This is a genomic window from Pedobacter sp. GW822-FHT03F06, assembly GCF_058801365.1.
This window is the reverse complement of record NZ_JBXANE010000001.1, coordinates 184,768-205,246: the sequence shown is the minus strand read 5'-3', so window position 1 is coordinate 205,246 and position 20,479 is coordinate 184,768. Positions and strand designations below refer to the sequence as shown.

The 20,479-nt window shown below is 37.6% G+C and carries 17 protein-coding genes; 10 read left to right on the top strand and 7 right to left on the bottom strand.

The window, feature by feature from the left end:
• Nucleotides 1–411: 411 nt before the first annotated feature.
• The 3 genes from AC1RJ8_RS00770 to AC1RJ8_RS00760 form a co-directional block, all read right to left on the bottom strand.
• Nucleotides 412–741, bottom strand: a complete 330-nt coding sequence (locus AC1RJ8_RS00770) for a YegP family protein (RefSeq protein WP_492952231.1) — start codon at nt 739–741, stop codon at nt 412–414.
• Between the two features lie 117 nt (nt 742–858).
• Complete coding sequence (locus AC1RJ8_RS00765) at nt 859–2,310, bottom strand: DUF294 nucleotidyltransferase-like domain-containing protein (protein WP_492952232.1); 1,452 nt, start codon at nt 2,308–2,310, stop codon at nt 859–861.
• Entirely contained in the window at nt 2,300–2,977 is a 678-nt protein-coding gene (locus tag AC1RJ8_RS00760) for a 3'-5' exonuclease (RefSeq protein WP_492952233.1), read from the bottom strand. The genes AC1RJ8_RS00765 and AC1RJ8_RS00760 overlap by 11 nt, the downstream gene beginning before the upstream one ends.
• 245 nt (nt 2,978–3,222) lie before the next feature.
• Here AC1RJ8_RS00760 and AC1RJ8_RS00755 point away from each other — a divergent pair, with 245 nt between their 5' ends.
• On the top strand, nt 3,223–4,512 hold the full coding sequence (locus tag AC1RJ8_RS00755; RefSeq protein ID WP_492952234.1) for a M16 family metallopeptidase: 1,290 nt from the start codon (nt 3,223–3,225) through the stop codon (nt 4,510–4,512).
• Nucleotides 4,513–4,523: 11 nt separating this feature from the next.
• Nucleotides 4,524–5,807 (top strand): M16 family metallopeptidase, encoded by a 1,284-nt coding sequence (locus AC1RJ8_RS00750; protein ID WP_492952235.1) that lies wholly within the window; start codon nt 4,524–4,526, stop codon nt 5,805–5,807.
• A gap of 113 nt (nt 5,808–5,920) precedes the next feature.
• Here AC1RJ8_RS00750 and AC1RJ8_RS00745 read toward each other — a convergent pair whose 3' ends face one another.
• Genes AC1RJ8_RS00745 through AC1RJ8_RS00735 form a run of 3 tightly spaced genes read right to left on the bottom strand, consistent with a single transcriptional unit; the run spans nt 5,921 to nt 9,793 of the window.
• A complete protein-coding gene (locus AC1RJ8_RS00745) occupies nt 5,921–6,661 on the bottom strand; it encodes an MIP/aquaporin family protein (protein WP_492952236.1) in 741 nt (246 codons plus the stop codon).
• Nucleotides 6,662–6,695: 34 nt separating this feature from the next.
• Entirely contained in the window at nt 6,696–8,186 is a 1,491-nt protein-coding gene (glpK, locus tag AC1RJ8_RS00740) for a glycerol kinase GlpK (RefSeq protein ID WP_492952237.1), read from the bottom strand.
• A gap of 14 nt (nt 8,187–8,200) precedes the next feature.
• On the bottom strand, nt 8,201–9,793 hold the full coding sequence (locus AC1RJ8_RS00735) for a glycerol-3-phosphate dehydrogenase/oxidase (protein ID WP_492952238.1): 1,593 nt from the start codon (nt 9,791–9,793) through the stop codon (nt 8,201–8,203).
• A 158-nt stretch (nt 9,794–9,951) separates the two neighbouring features.
• Here AC1RJ8_RS00735 and AC1RJ8_RS00730 point away from each other — a divergent pair, with 158 nt between their 5' ends.
• Nucleotides 9,952–10,716 carry a DeoR/GlpR family DNA-binding transcription regulator gene (locus AC1RJ8_RS00730; protein WP_492952239.1) on the top strand — a complete coding sequence of 255 codons (765 nt, stop codon included), beginning with the start codon at nt 9,952–9,954 and terminating at the stop codon, nt 10,714–10,716.
• 44 nt (nt 10,717–10,760) lie between these two features.
• Nucleotides 10,761–11,150 (top strand): response regulator transcription factor, encoded by a 390-nt coding sequence (locus AC1RJ8_RS00725; protein ID WP_492952240.1) that lies wholly within the window; start codon nt 10,761–10,763, stop codon nt 11,148–11,150.
• Between the two features lie 69 nt (nt 11,151–11,219).
• Here the strand turns inward: AC1RJ8_RS00725 and AC1RJ8_RS00720 are convergent, their stop codons facing one another.
• A complete protein-coding gene (locus tag AC1RJ8_RS00720; RefSeq protein ID WP_492952241.1) occupies nt 11,220–11,897 on the bottom strand; it encodes a PglD-related sugar-binding protein in 678 nt (225 codons plus the stop codon).
• Between the two features lie 719 nt (nt 11,898–12,616).
• Here AC1RJ8_RS00720 and AC1RJ8_RS00715 point away from each other — a divergent pair.
• The 6 genes from AC1RJ8_RS00715 (at nt 12,617) to AC1RJ8_RS00690 (ending at nt 20,479) form a co-directional block, all read left to right on the top strand.
• Complete coding sequence (locus tag AC1RJ8_RS00715) at nt 12,617–13,375, top strand: polysaccharide biosynthesis/export family protein (protein ID WP_492952242.1); 759 nt, start codon at nt 12,617–12,619, stop codon at nt 13,373–13,375.
• A gap of 22 nt (nt 13,376–13,397) precedes the next feature.
• A complete protein-coding gene (locus AC1RJ8_RS00710) occupies nt 13,398–15,686 on the top strand; it encodes a GumC family protein (RefSeq protein ID WP_492952243.1) in 2,289 nt (762 codons plus the stop codon).
• 352 nt (nt 15,687–16,038) lie between these two features.
• Nucleotides 16,039–16,587: a UpxY family transcription antiterminator gene (locus AC1RJ8_RS00705; RefSeq protein WP_492952244.1), complete on the top strand. Its 549-nt coding sequence runs from the start codon at nt 16,039–16,041 to the stop codon at nt 16,585–16,587.
• Entirely contained in the window at nt 16,580–17,878 is a 1,299-nt protein-coding gene (locus tag AC1RJ8_RS00700; protein WP_492952245.1) for a nucleotide sugar dehydrogenase, read from the top strand. The genes AC1RJ8_RS00705 and AC1RJ8_RS00700 overlap by 8 nt, the downstream gene beginning before the upstream one ends.
• 4 nt (nt 17,879–17,882) lie before the next feature.
• Entirely contained in the window at nt 17,883–19,325 is a 1,443-nt protein-coding gene (locus AC1RJ8_RS00695; protein WP_492952246.1) for a lipopolysaccharide biosynthesis protein, read from the top strand.
• The gene (locus AC1RJ8_RS00690; RefSeq protein ID WP_492952247.1) at nt 19,322–20,479 is read left to right on the top strand and encodes a DegT/DnrJ/EryC1/StrS family aminotransferase; all 1,158 of its coding nucleotides are present in this window, start codon (nt 19,322–19,324) and stop codon (nt 20,477–20,479) included. Before AC1RJ8_RS00695 ends, AC1RJ8_RS00690 begins: the two co-directional genes overlap by 4 nt.

The following is a 20,479-nucleotide window of genomic DNA, read 5'->3' as shown; positions in this document are numbered from 1 at the left end:
CCTTAAAAAGAGCGTATAGTAAATAGATTTTTACCTTATCTGAATTTAAGTTACAAACAAACTTATAAGTAAGGTTGAATTAAAACCGCGCAAACGTTTGTGTGGGATGAAATGTAATAAGCTTGAATGGTGTAATAGAAGTGCAGTTTGGTTAGGTTTTACGGCTATTTGATTGATATTTAAAATAACCTTAAGATTTATGAAGCGCAAACGTTTGTTCGGCTTGTATTAAGCAACAGGTGTCTGAGTAAGTTTAGGTTTACGATAGCTGTAAGGGTAAGATTAGCCTAGCAAATTACTGTAGATTAATTGCTTCATGCTGTACAGAAGAGTTTTTACGCTGAGTTGTAGAGTGGAGAAAGGGGCATGAAAAGCGACCTCATGCGGAAATCTCGGGTCGCTGTATATTTTTTAACTCTGATCGTCAGTACTTGCATCCGGAGCATTCTTTTGAACCGATTCGATGCCATTATTTCTGGCTGCAATACTTTCGTACATTTCACTGGAGCCAATAATCTGACCATTTGTTGCCTTTAAACTGAAATGGTATTTGCCGTTAGACGATGTCTTTTTCTCAAATCTGGAATCATCCTGTGCATTTTTTTTAACAGATTCGATTCCATTTTCGCAACTCGATTTAGCTGAATAGCCTTCGCTGGTTAAAATGGTCTGGCCATTGTTGGCTTTAAGATTAAACTGGAATTCTCCATTTGATCTTTTGGTAATTACAAATTTTCCCATAGCTCTGGTTTTTAATTTAAGTAATTGGTTAGTAGACTTATATTGTATAAGTTTATTCTTAAAGTTATTAAAGTTTGTAACCAATTACAATAAGTAGACAAGAGCATTAATGATAATTTAACCCAGACTATTGGTAAATTTCATGCGGATGCCACTTTGAAAATTCTGGATAATTTTAAAAATTTCGATTAAGGTTACTTTCTCAATTTTGGTTAGACTATCAATTTCAATAAAGTTGTTGGGTGCTGCCTGATCCTTGATAATCAGATTGGCCTGATGTTTCAATCTCAAGCCCATCAAATAATAATAAGATTGTGAAAGTTCGTTAAACTGTTCTTCGCTAAAAACACCAAGTTCTCTTAAGGCTTTTAAACGTTCGCCTGTATTTTCTTTTTGAAAAATTCTGTTCTGTAATGCATAAACCCTTGCTAAATCTACAATAGGAGTCATGGCTGTTTTAATATCGAATACCTCTTTTTTATGGATTTTTTGCGTTCTTATATTTCTAAAATAGGTGAGCGGTGGCTCATAAAGTAAGGCATTTTTGGCCAGGTATACGTAGAATTTTTCGATAGGTTTCTGCAGTTCTTCATCAACAAAAGACCGTAAACTTTCCATAATGGTTAAATCGCCATAAATGGCCCTGCAATCGAAAAAAGCTGCAAATTTTACGGCAGCTTCGGGCAGAGCTTCTTCTATCCAGTTTTTATAATTATATTTCCAGTGCGATAGCGAATGCGTCCAGTTTGGATTAGTAGCCATATAATCACCATCGCAGTATACAAAACCAACAAAATTTAATTTATCCGAAACCTGGGTCGCCAGGTCTAGAAAGTAAGAACGTACAGCAGCTCTTTTATCCTCTCCGGTATCTTCGTAAATAATGGCATTATCCTGATCGGTTTTTAAGCTAAGCTCTTTTCTTCCTTCGCTGCCCAAAACCATAAATACAAATTTTGCAGGTGGCGGGCCCAATTTGGCAATTACGTCTTCAATAATTTTAAAGGAAATGGTATCGGCAATAGTAGTTACCACCTCGTTTACAATTTTCGAATGCACGCCTCTAGCCAATAATTGAGATACAATGCCCGGTACTTTCTGCCATTTTAATTTTAAATCGTTGGTATTTACAGCCGATTTTACTGATTGGATAAAAACCAATGGAGATTCTGCCTGCTCGCTTAAAAGGCGGTTCCTGCTTAAAAAGCCCACGTAATTACCATTGTCGTTTACCAATAAATAGCGCGACTTCTTACTGAACATCATCAATATCGCTTCATACACATAAGCATCTGGAGTTATGGTAACAATATTGGTATCCATAACTTCGTCAATCGGCAAATTTGAATTTAGTTGTTTGGCAATTACATTATCCCTTAAAGTAATATCGGTTACGAAGCCCAGATAAACATCCTGATCATTTTTAATAAAAAGGCAACTGGTTTTCTGTTCTGACATTTTAATTGCAGCTTCAAAAATAGGTGTGCCTGGGCTGCAACTCACTATCTTTTTGAAAGTAATGTCTCCAATACGGGCAGTATAAATTTGATCGGCTAGTTTATCTTCCATTAAAAAATCCCTGTAAAATTCTTTTAAATGAAAATTCTTTCGTTGTTTTCTTTTCCAGGTTAAAAGTATGCGCCTGGTTGTAGGCTGAAGTTAAGCTAATTTTGCCTGTTTTTAAAAGATGGAAGAAAATCTTTGCGGTGTTTAGTGTATCAGATAAAGCATTATGCGTATTTTCAGGAACTTCATTAAATAAAATGGTGTAAAATTTATCCAGCTTTAAATGACTGATGACTGTATTGGTGATGTAAGGTGCGCTTGCCTTCATTGTACAGAAAAACGTCAGGTTTTTTAAAATGTTTTCCTTTCCGATGCGATATAATTCAACATTAACCATATGATAATCGAGCTCAATAAAATGCCCGATCACTAAAGGCTGATATTTTTCTATATCTTCAGAAAACTGCAACATCACCTTTTCTTTGTTTTCGCCATGTGTATGCAGATATTCAGGGCTAATTTTGTGGATTTTTAAGGCGGCTTTATCAATAGTGAAATCGGTATTTTTAATGTAGTGATTCTCCCGCTTAATTTCCTGATAAGATTGATCATAAATAATCCAGGCAATTTGGACAATATGTGGCCAGTTCTTTTCTTTAGAATAAGGAGCCGTCCAATTTTTAGGCAGACCTGAGGTTTCGGTATCAACAACTAGGAAGTATTCTTGCAATTTTAAAGTGGTTAGAAGATTGAACTATTTCAAAGGTAATTATTTAACAATATAAACTGTAACTATTCATATATCCTTTAATAAAGGCGATCGTAAATAATGTGCTTTTTATTTGTTAAAATGAAAGATTAACACTTATTTGGTGTTTAAAATTTAATTAAAATATGCGCTCTCTATTATTTAGCTGCTTAGCCAGTATATTGTGCCTTAGTTCTGCTTTTGCCCAGGAAAAGCTCGGAGAAAACATGCATTTCAAAAAACTTGATAACGGTTTGGAAGTGCTCGTGGTTGTAGACCGGACAGTGCCGCTGGTGACCATCGAAATGGCCTGTAGAAATGGTTCTTTTACCGAAACCGACGAATTTAACGGCTTAAGTCACCTTTACGAACATTTATTCTTTAAGGCTAATAAAGATTATCCCGATTTCGAACGTTTAAATTCGAGAATGAACGATCTTGATATCAATTCGAATGCCACTACGCGAGAAGAAGTGGTGAATTATTTTTTTACGCTTCCTGCTGCTAATTTAAAACCCGGATTAAGCTTAATGAATTCCTCTATCCGTTATCCAAAGTTCATAAAGGAAGATATGGCTTTGGAAAATGAAGTGGTAAACGCTGAATTTACAAGGCACGAATCGAGTCCGGTATTTGCTTTGATAGAGGCCAATTCTAGACATATGTGGGGCGCAAATTATTCCCGTAAAAATGTAATCGGTAGCCATGAAGTAATTTTATCGGCGACTCCATCAAAAATGGATTCCATTAAAAATAAATATTACTGGCCAAATAATTCAGTTCTGGTAATTGCTGGCGATGTTAAAGTTGATGAAGCTTTTAGTTATGTAAATTCTGTTTTTGGAAGCTGGAAAAAATCGCCATTTGATCCTTTTGTGAAATGGCCGGTCCCTGAGTTTAAACCGCTTCAAAAAAACGATTATTATTTTGTAGAATCGAATAAAAGTCCTGTTCCGTTTATGCTGTTTAGCTGGCATGGTCCAGATACCAGGAACGATGTTCCAGCCACTTATGCTGCCGATGTTTTCTCTTTCATCGTGAATCAAAACGGTTCTAAAATGAAACAGGCACTTATTAATTCAGGGTTAGCCCAACAGGCAGATGTGAATTATTATACGCAAAAATATACCGGCCCAATTAGTTTAATGGTGAGTCCTAATCCGGCAAAAATAAATGAATGTTACCAGGAGGTGCTGAAGCAAATTTCGCTTTGGGCCAATGAAGATTATTTGTCTGATCTACAGATTGAAAGAGCCAAAAGGTTATTATCTATAGAACAGGTAGAAAGGAGAGAGGTTACTTCTGATTATGCACATCTACTTTCCTTCTGGTGGGCTTCTGCATCGATTGATTATTATACGCACTATGAAGAAAATGTAAATAAAGTAACAAGAAAGGATTTACTCGATTATGTGCGCAAGTACATTAAAGATAAACCTTATTGCGCTGGCCTGATGATGGATAAAGCAGGTATGAACGAAGTGAAGCCAGAAACATTTTTTAAATCACCCAAATAACCTAACGCTCGATGAAAAGATTCACATTTTTTATAAACTTTATCTTAGTTTTTCAAATTGCAAACGCGCAAACCAAGGCCATTTCATTTGATGTAAATGGTTTAAAGGTGATTCTAAAACCTACCCAGAAGGAAACGGTTAGTATGAGCATGTTTTTTAGAGGTGGGGTAATGAATTATAATGCGGAAAGGGCAGGAATTGAAAACCTGGCTTTGGCATCTGCCGCTACCTGTGGTACTAAAAATTACAGCGTTGTTGATTATCAGGAGTTGGCCGATGAATATGGTATTAATATTTCTGGTTCATCTAGCACTGATTATGGTACCATTAGCATGGATTGCATTGCTAAGTATCTTGATCAGGGCTGGAAACTTTTCTCAGATGCTGTAATTAATCCGGCTTTTGATAAAACGGAGTTTCAAACCACCAAAGAACGTATGATAACGGGAATTTACCATAGTCAATCTGATCCTGAAACAAGGGTTGAGCAATTGAGCATGGAAAGCATGTTTAAAGACTCTCCTTACAGCATTAATCCTTTAGGAACAAGCAAAACTGTTGGTGGTTTTACGGCCGAAATGGTGAATAATTATTACCATAACGAATTGTTGAACAAGAATAAAATGTTTTTGGTAGTGGCAGGAAACATTACAAAAGAAGAACTTGAAAAGAAAATTCAAACTTCTTTTAGCGCCCTTAAAGGAAAAGCTTACACACCACCGGTTTATGATCGTAAAACTTTAACAGGGGAGCATTTGGTAATCGAACAAAGAGATATTGCGACGAATTACATGAGTTGTATTATGAATGCCCCAACCATGACTAACGCCGATTATTATGCTTTTATCCTAGTAATTAATGCATTAAGTGGTACTATGAATTATGAACTGAGAACTAAATTGGGTTTATCATATGCGCCAGGTGCAACCGTTAAAATACAACAGATTCCATATACTTCTATGTTTGTAAGTACCACTCAACCTAAAAAAGCTTTTAAAGCGATGATTACAGTATACAACAACATTAAAGAAGGAAAGTATGGTGAACGTTATCTTGAGGCATTAAAAAAAGAGCATCGCGATAGATACTATAGGCATCAGGAAAGCGCAAGTTCAATTGTAAAAGATTTAGGTGAAGCTGAGGTGCTGGGCGATTATAGTATTACGGAGAATATGGTCGCTAATTTTAACAAGGTAAGCTTGCAGAACATGAAAGATTCTTTCGCAAAATATTTAAAAGGTGCCATTTGGATATACTTAGGTGATGAACAGGTAGGCAGAGCAGCTTTTCAGTAGCTCTTTTGGTCGTCATTTCGAGCGAAGTGCAACGCAGCCGAGAAATCTGTTAGATAGATCTCTCCATTTCGCTGCGCTTCAGTCGAGATGACGACTTTTTCTATTTTATTACATTATTTACCAATCAACAAAAATGCAACTGCAGCTAATGCCGAGCCTATTATTGGTCCAATAATAGGTACCCAGGCATAACCCCAGTCGCTACTTCCTTTTCCTTTCATTGGGATTAAAAAGTGAACAATCCGGGGCCCTAAATCTCTTGCCGGATTAATGGCATATCCTGTTGTTCCGCCTAAAGCCAAACCAATTACCCACACCAAAAACGCTACCGGGATGGCGCCCATTGAGCCTAAGCCAATAGGGGTGGTAACCGTTTCTTTAGTGCCCATACTTGCATCAGTAAAATAAAAAATCACAAATATTAAAACAAAAGTGCCAATAATTTCTGATACCAAATTTGACGATATATTTCTGATGGCTGGAGCGGTTGCAAAAGGAGCAGCTTTTAAACCTTGATCATCTGTGGCATCGAAATGATCTTTGTAAATAAGCCAAACCAGAAAAGAGCCTGTCATTGCACCGGCCAGTTGTGCAATAATATAAAACGGAACCACTGCCCAGCTGAAGCCTTTTCCGATGGCAAGTCCGAGGGTCACAATTGGATTTAAGTGCGCTCCGCTATATGGACCTGCTACCACAACCCCTACAAATACGGCAAGTGCCCAAGCGGTTGTAATTACAATCCAACCACTATTGTTGCCTTTAGTACCTTTAAGTACTACGTTAGCCACTACACCATTTCCTAAAAGAATCATTAGTGCAGTACCAATAAATTCTGCGAGATATACATTCATATAATTAAATTCTTATCCGATTAAATTTGTCCAATTAGTCTTCTGCATTTACCCTGGCCGCCTTTATTGCTCTATTCCAGCCCTTTATTCTTTCCGTATTATCAATTCCCTTCTCCGCAACAAAAGTTTTGTTGATTTTCCATTGCGAACGGATCTGATCGATGCTTTTCCAGAAACCTGTGGCTAGTCCGGCAAGGTATGCAGCCCCAATAGCAGTAACTTCGGTTACATCTGGTCTGATTACTTTACAGTTTAACAGATCGGCCTGAAACTGCATTAATAAATCGTTGGCCGTAGCACCACCATCTACCCTTAATTCGGCAATATTTACGCCTGCATCTGCTTCCATGGCTTTCAAAACATCCATAGTCTGATAGGCAATACTTTCTAAGGCTGCCCTTGCAATATGCGATTTGTTTGTACCGCGTGTTAATCCCGTTATGGTGCCACGAGCATGTTGGTCCCAATGCGGGGCACCTAAGCCTGCAAAAGCAGGAACAACATAAACCCCATCGGTATCTTTTACTTTTTTAGCTAAGGTTTCTACATCTGCCGATTTAGAAATGAGTCCCATTTCATCGCGAAGCCATTGTACAACTGCACCGCCAATAAAAATACTCCCTTCTAACGCGTAATTTACCTCACCATTAATCTGCCAGGCAATAGTAGTTAATAGATTATTCGCTGATATTTTTGGCTTCGATCCGATATTCATTAGCATAAAACAGCCTGTACCGTAGGTGTTTTTTACCATCCCGGTTTCGGTGCACATTTGTCCAAATAAAGCAGACTGCTGATCGCCTGCTATACCTGCAATAGGGATTTTTGCGGCCAGTATGCGTCCTGCGGTTTCGCCATAAACTTCGCTTGATGATTTTACTTCAGGGAGCATGGTTTTAGGTATCGAAAAAAGCTCAAGCAATTCGTCGTCCCAGCTTAAAGTATGGATGTTGTAAAGCATCGTCCGCGAGGCATTACTTACATCGGTTACGTGTTTCTCGCCTGCTGTTAATTTCCAGATTAACCAGGTATCGATGGTTCCGAAAGCAAGTTTTCCGGCTTCCGCTTTTTCCCTTGCCCCGGCAACATTTTCTAAGATCCACCTGGCCTTGGTAGCCGAAAAATAGGAGTCTATAATCAGCCCGGTTTTTTCCTGTATTTTATTGGCCAGTCCTTGTGCTTTAATTTCATCGCAATAGGCGGAAGTTCGCCTGTCTTGCCAAACAATGGCATTGTAAATCGGTTGTCCGGTTTCTTTATCCCAAACCACAGTGGTTTCGCGCTGATTGGTAATGCCAATAGAATCGATATCGCCTACGGTTAAGCCCGCTTTAACAATTACTTCTGTTACAACAGCCAATTGTGTCGACCATATTTCCATCGGATCATGCTCTACCCAGCCTGCTTTAGGATAAATCTGTGTGAATTCTCGTTGTGCAATGGCAACAATTTCGCCATTGTGATTAAAAATAATTGCTCTCGAACTTGTGGTTCCCTGATCGATAGACAAGATGTATTTACTCATAATTAGGAATTTGGTTAGTTGGCTAAAGCCGATTCGGTTATTTTAGGTGTTGAATGATAAATATAACCGTCAGCTAATTTATTAAAAGTTTCGATTTGGTTAATTTCCCAGTTTTTATCAGCAGATAATTCTTTGGCCAGGAGCGAAGCTACTCTAGGTGCCATATCCTTGGCTGCCTGTGCATTAATAAACAGTATCCTTAGTCTTCTGCTCAAAATATCTTCTACTGTTTCGGCCATTTCGTTTCGTGCAGACCAAAGCACTTCGGCTTCTGTATAAGGAAATGCAGGATGTAATTTATTGCCAAGACTTGAATCTTGTGCAATTAAAGCTTCAATTTTACTGCGATCCGATCCATAGATAGCCAAATGACTATCCGTGGCAGTGGTTAAACTACCATGTATGCTTAAATTGTGGGTTACGCATGCTTTCGGTTCTAAACCAGCATGGGTAATGGCTAAATCAACGGTTTCTTCTGCCATTCGGCGATAGGTGGTCCATTTGCCACCGGTAATGGTAATCAATCCCTTCGCAGAAACAATAAGTTTATGGTCCCTGCTAATTTCTTTTGTACTATTTCCATCTCCATTGGTAGGAGCGGCCAAGGGGCGTAAACCTGAGAATACGCTTAAGATATCTTTTTCCATGGGTTTGCGGTTAAAATAACTCGCCGCTGTACTCATAATAAAATCGACCTCTTCTTTTAATGCCCTGGGTTCTAAACTATGTTCGTTTAACGGGGTGTCTGTTGTACCCACCAGTAAATGTTCGTGCCATGGAACGGCAAATAAAACACGCCCATCAGAGGTTTTTGGTATCATCAGGGCCGATTCACTGTTTAAAAAGCTTTTGTCTAACACCACATGTACACCTTGGCTGGGGCGTACCATTTTTTTTGAATTCGGGTTGTTCATTTGCAGGATGTCATCCACAAACACACCTGTTGCATTAATTACTATTTTGCCAATATATTTAACTCTTGCACCAGTTAAAGCATCTTCAGTTTCAATACCTGTAACCTTATCGCCACTTTTTAACAAGCTGGTTACCTTGGTGTAGTTCAATAATGAGGCACCGTTTTCAATAGCGGTTTGTGCAATATTTACCGCTAAACGGGCGTCATCAAACTTTCCATCGTAATACCTGATGCTTCCTTTTAATCCCTTTTCTTTAATGCCAGGCATCATGGTTAAGGTTTCTCTTTTAGAGAAAAACTTAGATTTGCCGAAGCTATATTTGCCTGCCAGCCAATCGTAAAGCGTAAGTCCTGTTAAATATTTTATAACAGAGAACCAATCGTAACAGGGAATCAGAAATTCTTCCTTATTTACCAGATGTTTTGCGTTTTGTTGTAATAGGCCACGTTCTTTTAAGGCATGTTTTACTAAGCCGATATCGCCCTGCGCAAGGTAGCGAACGCCACCGTGTACCAGTTTAGTACTCCGGCTCGACGTTCCTTTGGCAAAATCAGATTGTTCTACCAATAAAGTTTTAAAGCCCCGGCTTGCAGCATCCAATGCAGTACCCAAACCCGTAGCACCTCCGCCAATAATAATGAAGTCCCAATTTATGTTTTCTGTTAGATGATGCGCGTGTAATCTTTCCATTTAAATTTGTAAAAATAATAAAACGAAACAATACGCAATTATAAGAAATCATAATCGAAATAATATAATATGTGCGTTAAAAATTTATTAAATATTTGTGCAAAATATTTTAAAGAATGTTTTTATTGCTAATTTGCAGCACGCTAATTAAATATACTATGATGAATTTGGCTGAGAGGCACCAGTTTATATTAAGTCGCCTGCAACGTGATCAATACATAAATGTAGTCGATTTATGTAAGGAGTTGAAAGTTTCGTCTGTAACAATAAGAAAGGACTTAAAACTACTTGAAGATAAGAGCCTGTTATTTAGGACGCATGGAGGTGCTACTGTAAACAATCCATACACGGTAGACCGTCCGGTTAATGAGAAAGAGAAATTACAATCTACAGAAAAGAACAAAATAGGTATTGCTGCTGCTGCATTGCTAAATGATAATGATTCTATTGTTATTGCATCGGGTACTACAGTGCTTTATTTTGCCAAGAATATTGCGCCAGCAACAAATTTAACCGTTGTAACTTCTGCGTTAAATGTAGCGCTCGAATTAATGCGCGAGCCTAGTATTGAAGTAATACAATTAGGTGGATTGCTTAGGAAAAGTTCTTCATCGGTAATGGGTGCTTATGCAGAACAGGTTTTGCAGGATTTTTATTTTAATAAACTATTTCTAGGTGTTGATGGGATTGATCTTGATTTTGGATTAACCACTACTAATGCCATGGAAGCACATTTAAACCGCAAAATGATCGGTGCATCACAAAAAACGATTGTACTTGCCGATTCTACTAAATTTGGGAAAAGAGGCTTTGGAAAAATATGTGGATTAGAAGAAATTGATCATATTATTACCGATAAAGGAATTTCTGAACAAATTGTTAAACATTTAGAGAGTTTAGGTGTTACTGTTACTATCGTATAGCGCATTCCACGCGAACGGTATATCCCAAACATTATAATTTGAACATGGAAAGAAAACGAATACACATTTTAGAGGATGATCAGGAGATCAGAAACGTTATTGAAATTCTATTAAAAGATGAGGGTTTCGAATTGCAGCTTTCATCATCATTTGCTGAGTTAAAGAAAAATATCCAGGATGCAATGCCTGATCTTTTTTTACTTGACGTAATGTTACCCGATGGAAACGGAGCAGAGATTTGTGAAGATTTAAAAACTGATATTTTTACTAAACACATCCCAATTATTGTAATGTCAGCACAGAATAATAGCGAACAGAAAGCTATTGATGCATTTGCTGATGATTATATCAGTAAACCTTTTGATATTGATGATGTTTTAGCCCGCATTAATGCACAGCTGAAAAGAAGTGCAGAAAATAGAACTAAAGTTTAATTACGGCTATCCTAAATAAAAAAGGGAAGTCAATTTTTTGACTTCCCTTTTTTATGAATAAAACATTTGCTAAGTCTGCTTAACATCCTGTGTTTTGTTAAACATCACAAAACGTTTAGAGTCTCCTATGCGTTGTGGCACTGCGCCGTTAGATACAATAGCGTAATCTTCTGTATTTTTGTTAATAAAAACGCCAGCACCAATAATGTTGTGGCCTCCAATGATAATATCTTCCTTAACCGCAGAATTAATTCCTAAAAAAGAATTATTACCAACAGTTACATTGCCCGCTAATATATTACCAGATAGCAAAACATTATCTCCTAAGGTAGAGTGGTGGCCAATCCGTGCGCCGATAAGCATACAATTATTGCCTATGGTTACAAAAGGCTGTATATCACAGCACTGATCGATAAAAGTATTGTGTCCAAATACCAGGTCAGACCATATATTGGCTTTTGAAGAAATATAATTTGCAAAACTATAGCCAGATTCGCTTACCCTATGATATACATTTTCTCTGGTGCTGTTTCTACCAATGGCAACATGTATTTTATGGGTTTCTGGAGGGAAATCTTTAATCACCTGTGCGAAGCTTAAGATGGGTAAGCCCAGTAGTGTGTTGCCCGCAGGGGGCACATAGGCATCGTCAACACAAAAGGCAACAACGTTGTAATCGCTGTCATTCATAAAAGAATAACAGATAAATTCAGCCATTTTTCCAGTTCCATAAATAATAACTTTCATATTTCATTCTTTGTTTTTAGGTTAGTTACGAATTTATACATAAAACAGGCTTTTAAACCCTTTAAAAGCATACTGTACACATTTTGCTAATCCAGGTTTACAGCATTCACAGTTGCGCATTTTCTTGCTTTTTAACCCGATTTAAAGGGATATGGCTTTTATGTTAATCGTTTTATCTGTGCGGATGGCTACCGGCGAACAACTGCAGATGAAATCTCAATACTGCGAGGTAAAATGTTAGTTGGAGTTCATTAAAAATATATTGTAAAATAAGTTGCACAGAAAGATGCGAAGCGCAACGTATTGGCTGCTGATTAAGGAAAAATAATCCATTGATCCACTAATTTAAGTTTGGTGATCAGCGGTTTTGCGTTGAAATTTTATAAAAATCATTTTATACCCCCCTATAAATTGTAGTATTAAATAGCTTTTTGAAATGTTAAAACATTTTCTGATGTTTTTTGAGTTTTACCGATTAAGATCTCGCCAAAAACCAGGCATTTTTGAGTGAAAATACCGCCAAAATATTATACATGTTCTGCGTTGTAAAATTTACAAATGATGTGCAATTTATGAGCACAGTAGCGAAGATGCTGTGCATGCTGGTCATATTTTATACAATTTAAATACAACCCCCATCCGACTATAAAACATTGATGCTTAATTGCATAGCTTAGTTCTCAATAAATCGAAATAAAAAACTAAACATTACTTAAGCTATGAAGAAAGTAATATTATTTATCGCAATATATACAAGCATTATCACCGGATGCGCTCCCAGAAGAGATCTTGTATACTTTAGTAACCTGGCTAAACAAACTAGCGAAGTGAAGCTCCAAGGTCAGGAAGTTAAAATTCAGCAAAACGACCTTTTAAGCGTAAGTATAAACAGCTTAAATCAAGAGTCGAATGTTTTATTTGCTGTTAATACCCGAAATGCAGGTTCTGAAAACAATTATAAAGTAGATGGTTACCGTGTAAGTAAAGACGGAATGATTAATCTGCCTGTTGTAGGTAACGTTCGACTGGAAGGTTTAACCATTGAGCAGGCGCAAGCTACCATTTCGAAAGAATTGGATAAGTATGTTAAAAAGCCGGTAGTTGATGTTCAATTGGTCAATTTTAAAGTAACAGTTATTGGCGAAGTAAACCGACCATCAACCTTTACTGTACAGGGAGATAACATTAACCTCTTAGAAGCATTGGGAATGGCGGGCGATATGACCGTTTATGGCAAAAGGGAAAATATTTTAGTAATCAGGCAGCAGGATGGTCAAAGGGTAATGAAAAGACTCAACCTAAACAATCAGGATGTGATGGATTCCCCATTCTTTTACCTGAAACAAAACGATGTAGTGTATGTAGAACCAGATAAATCAAAAGCAATTGAATACAGTCCGAATACACGCATTATGCCAGTGGTAATTGCATCAATATCTGCAGTAGCAGTATTGATCACAGCTGTTCTTCGTCGATAAACGTCTCTTAAAACATGATATCATGCTTAAACAAAGTATAAATGGTGGCGCAAAAGATTTTGCAGAAACTATGACAAGATTTGCCAGAAACTGGCACTATTTCTTAATCAGTATCATTATTTCAATGGCTGCAGTATATGCTTTTATATACGTTACCCCACCAAAATATAAAGTGAGCAGTACACTTTTAATCTCTGATGATAAAAATGGCGCAGCAATGTCTAATAGTACCGCTTTCAGCGATCTTAATATGTTTCAAACGGTTAAAACGGTTGATAATGAAATTGAGATCTTACGGTCGAGAGATTTGATTTTTAAAGTATTAAAAAAACTAAATCTAGAAACTGCTTACTTTAAAAAAGAGGGGATTAGAGAAAAAGAGCTTTATGGAAAAACTTCCCCACTTGTAGTCACCGCTATTAGTTTTAAGAATGGTGCTTACGGAAGAAAAATTAATGTTTCTTATCTGGATGAAATCTCATATATCATTCAGGACAGCCTAAAAACAAATATTGTAAAGTATGGCGATACCATTAATAATAAAAACTACGCAATTAAAATAGACAAAGGACCGGCATATAAAACTGAATTTGGCAAAATCAGACTTCAGTTTAAAAATCTATATAAAATGACAGAGGCTTATAACCTGACTTCATTAAAGATAGTTCCGGTTGTTAAAGATGCCAATACCATTACCATTAGTTTAAACGATGTGGTTCCGCAACGGGGAATAGATATACTTAACGACTTGATTGAAACTTATAACATCAATAACGTTAATAATAAAAATACCATTGCCCGTAACACCATTAAATTTATCGATAACCGCCTAAAATACCTGGTTGCAGATCTTTCTGGTACCGAGGAGGATGTAGAGAGCTACAAACAGCAAAACCGTGTTACTGATGTTAATATGGATGCGCAGATGAATGCTGCACGCTCAGGGCAGTACAATCAGTTATTGGAAGAATCGTCCGTACAACTGAGGTTATTACGGTCTATCGAAAATTATTTCAGAGGTAAACAAAGTCAATATAACCTGGCTCCAAGTGCAATGGGCTTAAAAGACCCGATTTTGAATTCATTGATTTCAAAATTTAACGATCTTCAATTGGAAAGAAATAGGATGTTACGTACCGCTAATGCAGAAAATCCTTTGGTACTAAACCTTAACGAGCAGATAGCGACCTTAAAAACCAATATTTTAGAAAACTTATCCAGTATTAAACAAGGCTTTGTTATCGAAAGAAACAACCTGAGCGCCAACTACGCTCAATTCGACAATAAAATAAAATCTGTACCTACTATAGAGCGTGGCTTATTAGAAAGAAGCCGTGAACAAAGTGTAAAATCGGGTTTATATAAATATTTGCTCCAAAAAAGAGAGGAAACTGCTTTATCGCTTTCTGCAACCGTTCCAACTTCGCAAGTGGTAGATAAACCGGCTTACAACACCACACCTAATAGCCCTAAGCAACCACTTTTATATCTGTGCGGATTCATTTTTGGGTTTTTGGTACCAGCTGGAGTAATTTATGGCAAAGGATTTTTTAACAATAAGGTACAAGATGCCAGCGCTATTGAATTAACCGGTGCCAAAATGCTTGGCGAACTTTCTCATAACCTCGATAAAAGCACTATCGTTTTTCAAAAAGACAACCGTTCTACTATATCAGAGTTGTTTAGGTACATCAGAATGAATTTAGGACTAATGTCTAACAATATCGAAAACAAGGTAATGTTGGTTACCTCAAGTATGAAAGGGGAGGGTAAAACATTCTTTAGCGTAAATCTGGCTACTACATTAGGTATGCTTGATAAAAAAGTTGTGGTGCTGGAGTTCGATCTAAGAAAACCTGACCTCCTGAATAAAGTTGGCTTAAAGCAAACTAATGGGTTAACCGACTATTTAATTGGTGAGTCTGTGTTGGATGATATAATTAAACCCACCAGTGTCTCAGATAATATATGGGTTATTGGATGCGGTCAATCACCTGAAAACCCTGCAGAAGTAATGATGAGTCCTAAAATGGATCTGTTGTTTGATGAGCTGAAAGAGAGGTTCGATTACATTATTATCGATACCTCGCCAGTTGGCCAGGTGGCTGATGCTTTTAGTTTGGCAGAATATGCCGATGTAAGCATTTACCTGGTGCGATATAACTATACTAATAAATACCAATTGGCCATATTAAAAGACATTTGCGAAAACAATAAGCTTAAAAATCCGATGGTTGTTTTTAACGATGCCAAACGGGAGAAAAGCCAAAAATATAGCTACGGAGGTTACGGTTATGCCATGGCAAACTAAATCTACCTTGTTTTAAAAGAGAATACTTTGCCCTTTACAAAATAAACGTCCCCAAACGATTTAATCCTGTTTACAAACAATAAGGCCGAGATGCTTAAACTGCGCATCGATTTAAGGCATTATCAGCTTGCAAACAACTCTTAATTAGATTGCCCATTTGCCCAAAAAGCAAAATAAGATTTAAAAATAAAATTGTCATGTAAGTGATATAGCGAAGCTGTATCCAGCCGACTGAGTAAGGCTTTTAAGCGTACAATTTAAAAAATTAACCGATACCTATCATGTAAGTGATATAGCGAAGCTTTATCAAGCCAGCTAAAAAATTAAATTAATTATCCCTCATAAAACTAAAATGGAATCTACAATTAACATCAGGCCCTCGTTCGCAAAAAAATGGTTTGTGATCTATACTCGTCCACGTTGGGAGAAAAAAGTTGACCGTTTGCTGCAAGAGCAAGGTTTCGAATCTTTTTGCCCTGTTCGTACTGTAGAAAATCAATGGGCCGATAGAAAGAAAATAGTTAGCCTTCCGCTTTTTACCGGATATGTATTTGTGAAAATAGATGAACGGGAAGGTTATAAAATCAGGTATACACTGGGTGTTTTAAACTTTATTAACTACATGGGTAAACCTGCTGTAGTTCGGGATAGTGAGATTGAAAAGTTAAAGCACATAATGGATACCTACAGTGATGTAGATGTAGTGAGTTTAACCGGTATTTCCAAAGGCGACCGTGTTCGGATCAGTAATGGTCTCTTTCATAATCAGGAAGGAGAGGTGATCCAGATTCAGGGCAAACATGTTTTAATGTCATTCGATCATTTAGACTGTGCTTTAGTTACCAGGGTGCCAATAAGCAACTTAACATTAACCGTAAATACGCAACAACATTATGTATAACGCTAAAGATAACCTGAAGATGGCGGTAATTGGCCTTGGCTACGTTGGCCTACCGCTGGCAGTGGAATTTGCAAAAAAATATAAGGTATTTGGCTTTGATATTAACCAGAGTAGGATAGCAGAATTAAAAGCCGGATACGACAATACATTGGAAGTTAATGAATCTGAATTGAATAAGGTTTTAACCTTCGAATGCACAACTTTAAAAGGCCTGTACTGTACCAATGAAATCGAAAAATTACGCAGCTCGTCGGTTTACATTGTTACAGTACCAACGCCTGTTGATAAAAACAACAGGCCAGATTTATCACCTTTAATTAAAGCGAGTGCAGTTGTTGCTAAAGTGTTAAAGAAAGGAGACATAGTGGTTTATGAATCAACTGTATATCCTGGCGTAACTGAAGACGAATGTGTGCCCGTTTTAGAAAAAGGGTCTGGTTTGGTTTTCAATAAAGATTTTTTTGCTGGTTATTCTCCAGAGCGTATTAATCCGGGAGATAAACAACACACCGTTGCCAACATCTTAAAAATCACATCAGGTTCTACTCCCGAAGCTGCAGAAAAAATAGATGCACTGTACCGTTCGGTAATTACGGCCGGAACTTATAAAGCTTCGTCTATTAAAGTGGCGGAAGCGGCAAAAGTGATTGAAAACGCCCAGCGCGACATCAATATTGCTTTTGTAAATGAACTAGCGATGATTTTTAACCAGATCGGTATCGATACTTCTGAGGTTTTAGCGGCAGCCGGGACCAAATGGAATTTCCTGAATTTTAAACCGGGTTTAGTTGGTGGACATTGTATTGGCGTAGACCCTTATTATTTAGCTCAAAAAGCACAGGAAGCTGGCTACCACCCTGAAATTATTTTGGCCGGACGACGTGTAAACGATGGAATGGGTAAATATGTGGCTGATCAGGTTATCAAAAAAATGATCGCTAAAAACATTCATATTGTGGGAGCAGAAGTGTTAGTGTTGGGCTTTACCTTTAAAGAAAACTGTCCTGATGTCCGCAATACCAAAGTAATCGATATTGTAAGGCGTTTGGAAGAATACAAAGTCAAAGTAACCATTCACGATCCCTGGGCAAATGCAGATCAGGCTAACCATAACTATGGTATTATCTGCGAAAATGGCTCGTCAAAAACCAGAAAGTACGATGGAATTATACTGGCAGTAGCGCACGAAGCTTTCAATAGTTTAAATATTACAGCATTGCGTAAACCAGCATGCGTGGTATATGATATAAAAGCCGTATTGCCACAATCAATAGAAACGGTTCGATTGTAAGGTCATGAGTTTAACATATAAAGCGCGATCGGGCATTATATGGTCGATCGGACAGCAGTTTAGTGTTAAATTCATAAACCTGTTTGTTACCGTCATATTGGCCCGCTTATTAAGCCCCGCAGAATTTGGCTTAATCGCAATGCTCTCTATTTTTATCGCTGTTGGCAATTCGTTGATGGATAGTGGCTTAACCTCGTCGCTGATCCGTACAAGAATGGCGGGGCAAAAGGATTTTTCTACCATATTTTTTTTTAACTTGTTTGGAAGCCTCTTTGTATATGGTGTTCTGTTCTTTGCAGCACCGCTAATTGCCAGTTTTTACAGGCAGCCAACACTTACCGGTATTGTAAGGGTTTACGGATTAACCTTTTTAATAAATGCCTTTTTCAGTATTCAGAGTACTTTATTAACTAAGGAAATGAAATTTAAACTGCAAACGGTCATTCAGATACCTGCAGTAATACTGGGTGGTTGTTTGGGTATTTATCTAGCGAAAAGCGGTTATGGAACCTGGAGTTTGGTTTGGATGAGCTTGCTGAGTGCAAGTGTTTCTACCATCTTGCATTGGTTTTACTCAGATTGGCGACCAAGACTGATTTTTAATAAAAAAAGTTTTAGAAAGCACTTTCATTTTGGCTACAAGATGACGCTTTCTGGGCTGTTGGATACCATTTATCAAAATTTATACACCGTTATTATAGGGCGCTTTTACGCAGCAGCCCAATTGGGCTTTTATGCCAGGGCAGATAGTTTAAGTCAATTGCCCATTGGGATTATTTCTACGGCAATTAGTAAAGTAACCTATCCTATGTTTTCGAACATCAGCAATGATGATGTAAAGCTTAAAATGGTTTACCGAAGGTTAATGCAGCAGGTGTTATTCTGGAATGCACCCATCCTGATTTTTTTAGCACTTATTGCCCAACCTTTAATCTCTTTGCTATTAACCGATAAATGGCTGCCTTCTGTACCTTATTTTCAGATTTTATGTATTGCTGGTATCCTATATCCCGTACACGCATACAACCTGAATATTTTAAAAGTTAAAGGTCGTAGCGGGCAGTTTTTGAAATTAGAAATTATAAAAAAGGTGCTAAGTGTAATCGGAATTATCTGTGTTATTCCATTTGGCATTATGGGGCTTCTATATTTTCAGCTCTTCTTTACTGTTTTTGCCTACTATATCAATTCAACCTATAGTGGCAAATTAATCAATTATCCACTTAAAGAACAACTTCATGATATAGTACCTATTCTGATGTTATCTAGCCTATTAGGTGTAGCATGTTATTGTCTGGATACCTGGTGTTTAACACATTATCACATCAACAATATTTTGCGTATTGCTGGTATAAGCGTCATCTATGGCAGTTTTTACCTCGGCATAAGTAGCAGCATCAAACTCGCTGCACTCCTTGATTTTAAACAATTAATCCTCAAACAATGATACCTGTAACTAAACCCTTTTTGCCAAAACAGGCAGATTTTAAAAGCTATGTAAGTAGCATTTGGGCCAGACAGTGGCTCACCAATAATGGTCCGTTAGTAAATGAGCTGGAGTTAAAGTTACAGCAATACTTAGCGCTGCCACATTTGTTATACGTAACCAATGGTACTATCGCATTACAACTGGCCATACAGGCGTTAGAAGTGAAAGGCGAAATTATTACCACACCATTTTCCTTTGTGGCTACCACCAGCAGTATTGTTTGGCAGGGCTGCAAACCTGTTTTTGTTGATATAGATGAAGATACCCTTAACATAGATCCCAATAAAATTGAAGCGGCCATAACGCCTAATACCTCAGCAATTTTAGCTACACACGTTTTTGGAAATCCTTGTGATATTGAAGCGATAGACCGTATTGCAAAAAAACATGGACTAAAGGTAATTTACGATGCTGCCCATTGTTTTGGTACAAAATATAAAGGTAAATCGATCTTCGCCTATGGCGATGTAAGTACAACAAGCTTCCATGCCACTAAACTGTTTCATACTATTGAAGGCGGGGCAGTTTTTACCCAAAATCCGGAAACCTTAAAGAGAATGGCGCTGATGCGTAATTTCGGTTATAGTGGGGTAGATACTTTTTCAGAGATCGGAACCAATGCAAAAAATTCTGAATTTCATGCTGCAATGGGGCTTTGCAACCTAAAACATATCGATCAGATCTTGAGTAAACGCAAAGAACTGTCACAGCATTACGAGATGCGCCTGAATAAAATTGAAGCCCAGTTTCAGGTTATTCAAGCCGATACGGAATTTAATTATGCATACTATCCCGTAATATTTCAATCCGAAGAGGTGATGCTTGATTGTATGAAACAGTTAGAATTGGTTCAGGTGTATTGCAGGCGGTACTTTTACCCATCGTTATCGGCCTTGCCATACATCGCTAAGGTAAATATGCCGATCTGTGATTCCATTTCTAAACGCATTATGTGTTTGCCCCTTTACCATACTTTAACCAGTGCCGATCAGGATTTAGTGGTCAGGATTATTTTGAGAACTCAGAATTACCGCAAAAAACAAGTGCTTAAACTTGCTGATTACGGTACCATGGTTAATGGCAATATAGGCATGGTGGTTAACGGCAATTAA

Bases quoted from the DNA above. Each gene is read 5' to 3' on its own strand.
- AC1RJ8_RS00770 (WP_492952231.1), bottom strand. From the start codon at position 741: ATGGGAAAATTTGTAATTACCAAAAGATCAAATGGAGAATTCCAGTTT.
- AC1RJ8_RS00765 (WP_492952232.1), bottom strand. From the start codon at position 2,310: ATGGAAGATAAACTAGCCGATCAAATTTATACTGCCCGTATTGGAGAC.
- AC1RJ8_RS00755 (WP_492952234.1), top strand. From the start codon at position 3,223: ATGCATTTCAAAAAACTTGATAACGGTTTGGAAGTGCTCGTGGTTGTA.
- AC1RJ8_RS00750 (WP_492952235.1), top strand. From the start codon at position 4,524: ATGAAAAGATTCACATTTTTTATAAACTTTATCTTAGTTTTTCAAATT.
- AC1RJ8_RS00745 (WP_492952236.1), bottom strand. From the start codon at position 6,661: ATGAATGTATATCTCGCAGAATTTATTGGTACTGCACTAATGATTCTT.
- glpK (WP_492952237.1), bottom strand. From the start codon at position 8,186: ATGAGTAAATACATCTTGTCTATCGATCAGGGAACCACAAGTTCGAGA.
- AC1RJ8_RS00735 (WP_492952238.1), bottom strand. From the start codon at position 9,793: ATGGAAAGATTACACGCGCATCATCTAACAGAAAACATAAATTGGGAC.
- AC1RJ8_RS00730 (WP_492952239.1), top strand. From the start codon at position 9,952: ATGATGAATTTGGCTGAGAGGCACCAGTTTATATTAAGTCGCCTGCAA.
- AC1RJ8_RS00725 (WP_492952240.1), top strand. From the start codon at position 10,761: ATGGAAAGAAAACGAATACACATTTTAGAGGATGATCAGGAGATCAGA.
- AC1RJ8_RS00720 (WP_492952241.1), bottom strand. From the start codon at position 11,897: ATGAAAGTTATTATTTATGGAACTGGAAAAATGGCTGAATTTATCTGT.
- AC1RJ8_RS00715 (WP_492952242.1), top strand. From the start codon at position 12,617: ATGAAGAAAGTAATATTATTTATCGCAATATATACAAGCATTATCACC.
- AC1RJ8_RS00710 (WP_492952243.1), top strand. From the start codon at position 13,398: ATGCTTAAACAAAGTATAAATGGTGGCGCAAAAGATTTTGCAGAAACT.
- AC1RJ8_RS00705 (WP_492952244.1), top strand. From the start codon at position 16,039: ATGGAATCTACAATTAACATCAGGCCCTCGTTCGCAAAAAAATGGTTT.
- AC1RJ8_RS00700 (WP_492952245.1), top strand. From the start codon at position 16,580: ATGTATAACGCTAAAGATAACCTGAAGATGGCGGTAATTGGCCTTGGC.
- AC1RJ8_RS00695 (WP_492952246.1), top strand. From the start codon at position 17,883: ATGAGTTTAACATATAAAGCGCGATCGGGCATTATATGGTCGATCGGA.
- AC1RJ8_RS00690 (WP_492952247.1), top strand. From the start codon at position 19,322: ATGATACCTGTAACTAAACCCTTTTTGCCAAAACAGGCAGATTTTAAA.